The organism is Psychrobacter cibarius (genome assembly GCF_016107535.1).
Taxonomy (GTDB): Bacteria; Pseudomonadota; Gammaproteobacteria; order Pseudomonadales; family Moraxellaceae; genus Psychrobacter; species Psychrobacter cibarius.
The window spans coordinates 1-7023 of sequence record NZ_JABASQ010000041.1 but is presented as its reverse complement, the minus strand read 5'-3'; the positions used below and the strand labels follow the sequence as shown (position 1 = coordinate 7023).

General features: G+C 42.4%; 6 protein-coding genes. 5 read left to right on the top strand and 1 reads right to left on the bottom strand.

Annotated features, from left to right (window positions below; genetic code table 11):
- Positions 1-476: 476 nt before the first annotated feature.
- The 4 genes from JFC08_RS13300 to JFC08_RS13285 are packed head-to-tail and all read left to right on the top strand — an operon-like array spanning position 477 to position 5233.
- Positions 477-974: a spore coat protein U domain-containing protein gene (locus tag JFC08_RS13300; RefSeq protein ID WP_227697792.1), complete on the top strand. Its 498-nt coding sequence runs from the start codon at positions 477-479 to the stop codon at positions 972-974.
- Between the two features lie 5 nt (positions 975-979).
- Complete coding sequence (locus JFC08_RS13295; RefSeq protein ID WP_198331059.1) at positions 980-1750, top strand: fimbrial biogenesis chaperone; 771 nt, start codon at positions 980-982, stop codon at positions 1748-1750.
- On the top strand, positions 1701-4190 hold the full coding sequence (locus JFC08_RS13290) for a fimbria/pilus outer membrane usher protein (protein ID WP_198331058.1): 2490 nt from the start codon (positions 1701-1703) through the stop codon (positions 4188-4190). Before JFC08_RS13295 ends, JFC08_RS13290 begins: the two co-directional genes overlap by 50 nt.
- Entirely contained in the window at positions 4190-5233 is a 1044-nt protein-coding gene (locus tag JFC08_RS13285; RefSeq protein ID WP_198331057.1) for a Csu type fimbrial protein, read from the top strand. The genes JFC08_RS13290 and JFC08_RS13285 overlap by 1 nt, the downstream gene beginning before the upstream one ends.
- A gap of 283 nt (positions 5234-5516) precedes the next feature.
- Here the strand turns inward: JFC08_RS13285 and JFC08_RS13280 are convergent, their stop codons facing one another.
- Positions 5517-6593 (bottom strand): Fic family protein, encoded by a 1077-nt coding sequence (locus tag JFC08_RS13280; protein ID WP_198331056.1) that lies wholly within the window; start codon positions 6591-6593, stop codon positions 5517-5519.
- A 288-nt stretch (positions 6594-6881) separates the two neighbouring features.
- Between JFC08_RS13280 and JFC08_RS14075 the strand changes: the two genes are divergently transcribed.
- Positions 6882-7023: helix-turn-helix domain-containing protein (locus tag JFC08_RS14075; RefSeq protein WP_198331055.1), on the top strand; the 142-nt coding region annotated here is incomplete at its 3' end.

Genomic DNA, 7023 nt, shown 5'->3' with positions numbered 1-7023 from the left:
AAGTGGTCTGTTAATAGGTTTGAAGGGTGAAATAGGTGGTTCCCTTAGGGTATACTCAAAAAATATTGAGGCATATTACAAACCTATTTATATTTATTGAGCATTAAGATTTAACTGCCTATTAAAAATAGAGAAGATGAAAAAACCTCTCTGTTAAACCTTTAGTTTGACTAACTTTCAATTAACTAACGGACTTGCGATTTAACCGGAATTTTAGTATTCACATGTACATAGAATGTGTTACAATATATATACAATTTTTGGAAAAAAATTTCATTTTGTATATATATTGTTATAGCTATATATGTGGATTGTGATTCTCAATCAGGTACATTATTGCAGTGGGCTCTAGATTGCCAAAATATGTAATTTCAGCTTTATAGCACGGTGAAATTCAGTATTTATCTGAGTATTGAGCTTCTAATGATAAAAACACTAACCCTTGGAGCTTTACTATGCAATTTAAAAAATCTTTAATGACCGCTACATTAGTTACTATTGGTGGCTTTGCTGCTATATCTAGTGCGAATGCTGCTAGCCCTACCTCGAGTAGTTTTGGCGTTAGTATGGAAGTTGAATCAATATGTACTGTAAATGCACCTCCTGTAGATGTGCTACTCGCCGCAACTGAAGCAGGTACAGCGACTGAAGCTGTAACAGCAGAAACTGCTCTTATATTAAACTGCTCTAAAGGTTCTATTGCTACTATCGGTCTGACACCTGCATCAACTACTAGCCTCGACGGTACTGGTAACTTAAAAGGTGGATTATTAGGAGAAGAATTGGTTGCATATAAATTGACTTCTGTCTCAGCTGCTGGTGACGCTTGGGGTACTACTAATCCAGTTAAGACCGCAGCATTCGAAAATTATGCTACCGCCATCTCTACTCCTATATTTCTCACAGTAACTGACGCAGCCGACGTTACGCCTGGTTCTTACACAGATACTATTAATATTTCTGTAGCCTATTAGTTTCTATGTTTAGTCTTTGGTTACGCCGTGTTGCGAAACTTGGTGTTGTCTCTAGCTTATTATTATTTAGTAGTGGAGCAATGGCGAGTGGTCTACAGGTCTCTCCCACCTCCTTAAGCTTACAAGCTAGAGAAAACGCCAGTGGCCTGACCCTTAGTAACTCAAGTGACGAAGCGATAAGTGCGCAAGTGCGCATTTATCAGTGGTCACAGGATGAAACAGGCGATCAGCTTACACCCTCACGAGGATTATTGGCCAGTCCGCCAATGATTAAGCTCAACCCCGGTGACAAACAACTGGTTCGAATTATCCGCGCTAAGACTCCGCCACAAGGTGCTGGAGCGGTGGAAGATAGCTATCGAATTTTTGTTAATGAGTTACCTATTAAATCTGCTATCCAAAAGACAGGCTTGCAATTTGCGTTAAGCTATTCTTTACCGGTATTTGTGCAGCCCGTTGGTATTGTTAAAACTGCTCCACAATTACAATGGCGTTATAGCTTACTACCAGATAGTAAGCAGATAAAATTAAGTATCAGCAATAGCGGTAATGGTCATGCTAAGTTGATTGACCTGAGCGTTGTAGGTGCTGCGGGCAATAGCGTTAATATACATCAAGGTTTACTGGGTTATGTTTTACCAGATGCCACTATGAACTGGACACTGAAAATACCGCCATCCGCCCTTCCGACAGGGACAACAACCGGTAAATTCAAGGTAACGATCAATGGAATTCAGACGACACAGGACGTCACACTGGACAATTCCACTCGCTAAAGCAGTTTTACTGCCCTATATAACGGTATCGGTCAGCCACGCTATTGAACCAAATGAGATTGTCTCTAAAGATATTACCTCTACAATCATTGATAATATTAGGCAGGCTCAGCTCAACTTAGGCAGTGACAGCACTGAAGCTGACCTCGATCTGTATCTGGATGTCACTCTTAATCAAACCAGCTCTGGTTTGGTACATTTTATTTATCGCAAAGACCAACTTTGGACCAACGCTGATGTGTTGCAACAGCTTGGCTTTATTGTACCGCCTGATAGCACCGAACCCATACCGTTAAATAGCCTGCCTAATCTCAAGATTGACTATAATGCACGGCGGCAAACGCTGAGCCTTATCGCACCTCTAAATTTACTCAACCTAGACACGACCATACGCAATACACGCAGTAATCAGCGTCCGCAACCCACTGCATCGCCAGGCATGTTATTAAACTACAACATTTATGGTAACCAAAGCCAGAATAGTGCTAAAAACCTAAGTGCTTTTACAGAACTGCGTGCGTTTAATACTCTCGGTGTACTAAGCTCTACAGCATTGACCACAGCCACTCACTCTGCTGGCAGCAATGGGGATAGCAGCAATAATGACAAAGATTGGGAAGGACGCACCGTGCGTTTGGATACCAGCTGGAGCAAATCATTCCCTGATAAGCTGCTGACGGTTCGTGCTGGTGACATTCTCACAGGCGCGCTGTCATGGACGCGCTCCACGCGCTTAGGTGGTCTACAACTTGGGAGTAATTTTGACTTACAGCCTTATATGGCAACCACTCCATTGCCTTCATTTTTTGGTTCCGCAACTTTGCCCTCAGCAGTAGAGCTGTATGTGAATGGACTTAAGCAATATAGTGGTGACGTACCAACCGGACCATTTGAGCTACAGACGGCTCCTAGTTTCAGTGGCGCAGGCAATGCTCAGTTGGTAGTTACCGATGCACTAGGGCAGAGCACCACGCTCGAGTTCTCTTTATATGACACCCATCGCTTGCTACAGCCAGGGCTTTCCGACTGGTCAGTAGAGTTGGGTGCGGTGCGCGAAAATTATGGTAACAAGTCCTTTGATTACGGTAATAGCATTGCTGCTAGCGGTACATGGCGTTATGGGGTGAGTAACCGCTTTACCGCAGAAACCCATGTCGAAGCAACCGAAGGTTTGAGTAATGCCGGAGTCGGTGGTACGTGGTTATTAGGTCGTGCAGGTGGTATCTTATTTGCCTCGTTAGCAGGCAGTGAGAGTCAAGGGCAAAATGGCGCCCAATACAGCACAAGCTACTCATGGAGTAACAGTCGCTTTAATATCGGTGCCAGTGCTACAGGCACGAAAGGGGCTTACCGTGATGTAGGTAGTCAGTACGGATCTGTACCCGTTCGCCGCAGTGAGCAGATATCGTCAGGTTATAGTACTCAATCTTTAGGTAGTTTTGGCATGAGCTATAACCAAGTGTCACTTGCTGATCAGGAAACCACACAGTTCGCCAGTGCTTATTGGAGTAAGTCCTTTGGCCAACGTCTAAGCTTGAGCGCTAATCTTAATCAAGACCTCAATGACTCTGCTAATAGCAGTGCTTCTATCGGCGCTTCATTCTCTTTAGATCGTAATGTTTCAATGAATAGCAATATTCAGCACACAGACGAGCGTGAGGTATTTGTGGCTGATATTTCACATTCAGCACCAAATTCAGGCGGCATAAACTGGCGCGCGCAAGCAAGACACATTATAGACAATAGCTCAGATAGTAATTCCAATAGAAGTGACAGTAACGATGGATTGGCAGAATTAAGTTATCTTGGTCGCTATGGCCGAGTACAAGCGGGTGTCAGCGTCAATGATGACAGTTACGCTACATATGCCAGTGGCACAGGCTCATTAGTAATGATGGGCGGAGGAGTCTTTCCTACTCGTCAAATTAATAGTGGTTTTGCCGTAGTCTCTACTGACGGTATCGCTAATGTGCCCGTACTCCTACAAAACAGTCCAATCGGTACTACCAATAGCCGTGGCTTATTGCTAGTGTCGCCACTGAATGCTTACCAAAGCAATAAAATCGGTATTAATCCTATGGATTTGCCTGCTGACTTGCGGATTGACAAAGTGAATATTGAAGCCACACCAACTGACCGCGCTGGTACCTTGGTAAAATTTGCTATTACACCAGTACGCTCTGCTTCCATTATTCTCATAGACAGTAGTAATCAGCCTCTGCCATTAGGTAGTCAAGTACGACAGCTCACCAACATGGCTGTGCCACCGACTATCATTGGTTTTGATGGTGAGGTATATCTGGATACGCTGGATGAGCATAATGTGCTAGAGATAATTAATCCCTCTGGTGACATCTGCACTGTCAGCTTTGACTATCAAAAGCAGGGTGATGAGATTCCTTTACTCGGCCCCCTCAACTGCCAGAAGGTACAAAACTAATGCAACGGTTGCAAATAAAGACGTTCAAATGGCGTTACAGTTTACTTTTTATGTTGATTGCATTGTGGTTAATGACGGGAACAGTGCAGGCAGCGCCAATCGTCACATGCTCAGCATCCATAAGCAATATCGAATTTGGTTCTATTGACCTCCTCACTAGCAATACTTTCACAACGACAGGTACAGTAAGTTACTCCTGCAAAAATACAGGAGATGCCCCACAGTCCCTGACACTCTGCTTAAACATTGGTAGTGCAGGAATCAATCCGAGGGCGCTGCCACTGCTACCGAATATATCGCCAGGTGACTCTACCGATCTGCCTTTCCAGCTTTATAAAGATAGTGGATATAGTAATATTTGGGGGTCTATGGCAAACGGATTAACTCCAGTACCAGCTAGCATCAACGTTACAGTAGTAGGTGGTGCTACACAGGCAGATACGCTAACAATTTATGCGGCTATTCCTCCAAACCAGAGCGGAAAGAGCGCTGGAGATTATAAACTCAATTTTAATATTAACGATACACTTGTGACGTCTGTAGCAGGTATAAATGGTAATTGCGCCTCATCATCAGGATCAGGTCCTGGAGTTACACCCAATCAACGTATGAATACATTCTATGTTCAAGCCAATGCTCCTACCAAATGCTTGATTAATTCCAAAAGTAATATAGATTTTGGTAATACGCCATCCAGTGCGAATAATATTGAGAGCAAAGGTACTAACCCTATTAATTTAACTTGTACAAATGGTACGGTATACAATATCGGCTTGGCGCCTTCCAATGATAATAAAGATGGGGCGGGTGTTATGAAAGGGAGCGGTGGTAACTCAGATTTGGTTCCTTATCAACTGCGTTCTACCCCTAGTCTTAGTGGAACGCCATGGGGAAATACTGCTACCTCTACAAGCTTGGGAAATGGAGTAACGGGCACTGGAACTGGTACCGCACAAAACAAAAGCGTCTACGTTACTGTTCCTAGCGCTGACTTCAAGCCTGATACCTACTCTGATATAGTTACTATTAATGTGAATTATTGATAAAGCCTATAGATTTAGCTATTTTCAATACATTAATATAATTATCGTTTAATTGAAGACGCATCCTAGTGTCATTATTAAAAAAGCTTTTGTTAAGCAAACTGCTGATGTTCTCCAGGAATAGTCAATATTGTTATCTAAGCGACTATTCCCATAACGGACGTTAGGACAAATAATATGGGAAAGGTATGGAGCAGCGCCAGGCTTCTAAAACCAAGCCATACCTATTCATATATTCAAAAATAATATTGCTCACTAAAGCGAGCGCATGATCCTTGTCATACTACGCTCGATTCATGAGTAGTTGCAGTAGTTCAACATTGATGTAGTAAGAGCTACGCCCGACTTTCTCTTTTTGTAGTAGCCCAATATTAGTCAGCTCATCTAAGTATTTAGTCGCGGTGATGCGCGATACGTCTAAATCAGTCATCACAAACTCTATTTTGGTATAGGGGTGATTAAATAGATTGTTCAATAGTTCTTGGCGATAGATTTTGGGCTTCTCCTCGCGCATTTTGTGCTTATAGGCTTGTATCAACGCCTTAATATCTTTAATTAAGGTGATGGTTGATTTAGACGTCTCTTCCACACTATCAAGCATAAATAACAGCCAACCTTCCCAGTCGCCAGTATCTCGAACGTGCTGTAGGTAGTGATAATAATCAGCCTTATGTCGAATCAGGTAATGACTGAGGTATAAAACGGGCAAGTCTAGTAAACCTTGCGCTACCAAATAGAGAATATTTAAAATCCTCCCTGTGCGCCCATTACCGTCATAGAACGGATGAATACTCTCAAACTGATGATGAATGACCGCCATTTTTACCAGTGGGTCCAGATCACAGATCGTATCATCATTTATAAAGGTAGTTAGGTTATCCATTAATGCTTTGATGTCATCGCCGTGTTGGGGCGGTGTATAGACAATATCACCTTGGCTATTTTTGAGCGTCGTACCCGGCAGCTTACGAAACCCTGCAACGTTTTTCTCTAACTCTTCTTGAATCGCTAGTATGTCACTTAAGCGAATAATGCCACTTTTTCGTACCGTATCGAAACTTGATTTTAGCGCCTGCGTATAGTTCTGCACCTCTTTGGTCGCAAGGCTTTGATTGACTATATCAAGCTCAGCTTTAAACAGCTCATCATTGGTAGTGACAATATTCTCTATCTCAGAGCTGTGCTTCGCCTCTTGTAGAGCTAAGGTATTGATTAGGATCGCCTCATTGGGAATAGATGAGACTACCCCTTTGAGTTCAGCTAAATATCGATTGGCTGACGACAGTTTTTTAAGAACCGCTCTGGTTTCTAGCGCCTCCATGTCAGGTAGCGGTAGCGGGATAATCTGATACTCGTTCATGGATACCTCTTTGGATATGTATAATATTTCAACTTTTCTATATATGTTATATATATACGTATATAAAAACAGCTTTTCTATACATGTTTTCCTGATATGTATAAATTTTCTGATTTATTAGACTTATTCAGCATCGCTCAATGACACCTTTAGCAATTTTTGAGCCTAATGACTTACAGGAAATTATAATTTGCTTGATAGATAAGTTAGTGCCATAGTTGTTCACTGAACGTTCTGAACAGTTGTACTGGACAAACACTGAAAACGTACTTGAACACTAGGTGAACAATGAACATATCGGTGACAAAAGCGGCAAAAGAATGGGGTGTATCAAGAACGACTATCTATCAGAAAGTCAATGATGGTGAGCTTTCCAGAACAGCAGATAAGAAAATAGACGTTTCAGAAATGTTGCGCGTGTTTGGTGAGC